Consider the following 2,547-nt stretch of genomic DNA (forward strand, 5'->3'; position numbering starts at 1 on the left):
CGCCGCGTGCCCCGCGAACACCGCCTCGACCGCCGCGACCGCCGACTCCACGGTCAGATACAGATTGGTCCCGGTGTCGCCGTCCGCCACCGGATAGACGTTGATCGCGTCGATCTCCTCACGCGCCCGCCCCAGTGTCTCGAGCGCGAGACCGCACCAGGTACGCACCGCGAGAGCATCGAAGAATGTCTGCGGCACCTGCGCCACTACGCCTCCCTGAGCTGCTGGACGTGGCTCGCAGCGTAGACCCCGGGGCGGTGTCGACCGGAAGAGGGAGGGGCCGGGCCCCTGAGCTGCCATGGTAGTTTCGTTCTACGGGTGCAGCCGTTGTATGCTGCTCCGGTTGCCCGATCTGATCGGGCCTTCCCCCTGGCAACGCCACTCAGATTTCGACCGGCTCCTCAGAGCCCGAGAATCTTGATCCCGGCCTGCCGGGATCAACCGTAAGTGCATCTGAAGTCTTTGGAGTGACCCGTGGCTGCCAACTGCGACGTCTGCGGCAAGGGGCCGGGCTTCGGCAACAACATCTCGCACTCCCACCGCCGTACGCCCCGTCGCTGGAACCCGAACATCCAGCGTGTGCGTACCGTGGTGGGCGGGACGCCGAAGCGCGTGAACGCTTGCACCTCGTGCATCAAGGCCGGCAAGGTCTCGCGCTGACGCTCAGCTAGCGCGCAACCACTGCTGGTTCGCTGCAGAGCCGGTCCACCTCTGGTGGGCCGGCTCTTTGCCGTGCCTGTACGGCTGGTGCGGTGGCCGTGACACCGCACCCCGGCCGCTACACGTCCGTTCGGAAGCGCCAGCCGTGATCCACCGGCCCGATGCCCCCACCGAGCGCGAACCCGGCCGCGACGGCCCCCGTGACGTACTCCTTGGCCGCCGCCACCGCCTCCGGCACGGACCGCCCCCTGGCGAGCTCGGAAGCGATCGCCGAGGCGAGGGTGCAGCCGGTGCCGTGGGTGTGACGGTTGTCGTGCCTCGGCGCCCGCAGCCAGTGCTCCTCGGAGCCGTCGGTGAGCAGATCGACGGCGTCCCCGGGCAGGTGCCCGCCCTTGATCAGCACCCAGCGCGGCCCGTACTCCAGCACGGCCGCCGCGGCCCCGCGCATCTCCCGCTCCGACTCGACCCGTACGCCGGTGATCTGGGCCACCTCATCGAGGTTCGGCGTGGCGACCGTCGCCGCCGGAAGCAGCTTCGTACGGACCGAGTCCAGCGCGGAGGCGGCGAGCAGGGCGTCGCCGTGCTTGGAGACTCCGACCGGGTCGACGACTGCCGGGGCATCCGTCTCCGCGATCAACTCGGCGACCGCCTCCACGAGTTCCGCGCAGGCCAGCATCCCGGTCTTGACCGCCTGGACGCCGATGTCGTCGACGACACTGCGGTACTGGGCCCGTACGGCCTCCACGGGCAGCTCCCAAGCCCCCTGCACGCCGAGGGAGTTCTGCGCGGTCACCGCCGTCACGACGCTCATGCCGTGCACGCCGAGCGCGAGCATCGTCTTGAGGTCGGCCTGGATGCCCGCGCCTCCGCCGGAGTCGGAGCCGGCCACTGTGAGGACGTTGGGGATCATGACTCTATGTCCCCGAAGTGATCCCAGCCGCCCTTGCTGGTCCACGGCGCCCCGTCGACCGTCACCTGGGGCAGCGCCGAGGGGTTGAGGACCTCGCCGATGACCTTCCAGCGAGCGGGCAGCTTCACGTCCGGCGGGAAGGTCGCCACCATCGCGTGATCCTCTCCCCCGGTCAGCACCCACTGCATGGGATCGACCCCGACGGCCTGCCCGATGTCGTTCATCTGCGAGGGGATGTCGATCGCCCCGGAGCGGATGTCGATGCGCACCTTGCTCGCCTCGGCGATGTGCCCGAGGTCCGCGATCAGCCCGTCGCTCACGTCGCACATCGCCGTCGCCCCGAGCCCGGCGGCGGCCGGACCCGCGTGGTACGGCGGCTCGGGCCGCCGGTGCGCCTCCACGAACGCCCGCGGCGAGCGGAACCCCCGGGACAGGACCGCGTACCCGGCGGCCGACCAGCCCAGCCAGCCGGTCACCGCGACGAGGTCGCCGGGCTGGGCGCCCGCCCGCGTCACCGGCTCCTGGTTGCGCAGATCGCCGAGCGCGGTGATCGACACCATGATCGAGTCGCCGCGCACGACGTCACCGCCGACCACGGCGGCGCCCGCCACCTGGCATTCGTCGCGCAGGCCGTCCATCAGCTCGCTCGGCCAGGTCACCGGCAGCTCGGCCGGGACGACCAGCCCGAGCAGCAGCGCGGTCGGTACGGCGCCCATGGCGGCGATGTCGGCGAGGTTCTGCGCGGCCGCCTTGCGGCCCACGTCGTAGGCCGTCGACCAGTCCCGCCGGAAGTGCCGGCCCTCCACCAGGATGTCCGTGCTCGCCACGACCCTGCGGTCGGGCGCGGCCACCACGGCGGCGTCGTCGCCGGGGCCGACCCGGACCGCCGGGGTGGTGGTCAGACGGGAGGTGAGCTCCCTGATGAGCCCGAACTCACCGAGCTCACCAACAGTGCCCTTCATTGCCCTTTCTCCCCT

The 2,547-nt window shown here is 71.2% G+C and carries 3 protein-coding genes and 1 pseudogene; 1 reads left to right on the forward strand and 3 read right to left on the reverse strand.

Features of this window, described 5'->3' with window-relative positions; translation table 11 throughout:
- Positions 1 to 207, reverse strand: a pseudogene (locus tag ABZ281_RS45715) (dihydroxyacetone kinase); the annotation flags it as partial.
- 267 nt (positions 208 to 474) lie between these two features.
- On the opposite strand from ABZ281_RS45715, the gene rpmB reads away from it, so the two are divergent.
- The gene (gene rpmB, locus ABZ281_RS45720; protein ID WP_004924906.1) at positions 475 to 660 is read left to right on the forward strand and encodes a 50S ribosomal protein L28; all 186 of its coding nucleotides are present in this window, start codon (positions 475 to 477) and stop codon (positions 658 to 660) included.
- Between the two features lie 118 nt (positions 661 to 778).
- On the opposite strand, the gene thiD is transcribed toward rpmB, so the two are convergent.
- Entirely contained in the window at positions 779 to 1,570 is a 792-nt protein-coding gene (gene thiD, locus ABZ281_RS45725; RefSeq protein WP_356664336.1) for a bifunctional hydroxymethylpyrimidine kinase/phosphomethylpyrimidine kinase, read from the reverse strand.
- Entirely contained in the window at positions 1,567 to 2,532 is a 966-nt protein-coding gene (locus ABZ281_RS45730; RefSeq protein ID WP_306930248.1) for a thiamine-phosphate kinase, read from the reverse strand. Before ABZ281_RS45730 ends, thiD begins: the two co-directional genes overlap by 4 nt.
- Positions 2,533 to 2,547 lie beyond the last annotated feature (15 nt).

It is taken from the genome of Streptomyces sp. NPDC006265 (genome assembly GCF_040613555.1).
Lineage (GTDB): Bacteria > Actinomycetota > Actinomycetes > Streptomycetales > Streptomycetaceae > Streptomyces.

Coding starts and splice junctions, on each gene's coding strand:
- thiD (WP_356664336.1), bottom strand. CDS start 1,570: ATGATCCCCAACGTCCTCACAGTGGCCGGCTCCGACTCCGGCGGAGGC.
- ABZ281_RS45730 (WP_306930248.1), bottom strand. CDS start 2,532: ATGAAGGGCACTGTTGGTGAGCTCGGTGAGTTCGGGCTCATCAGGGAG.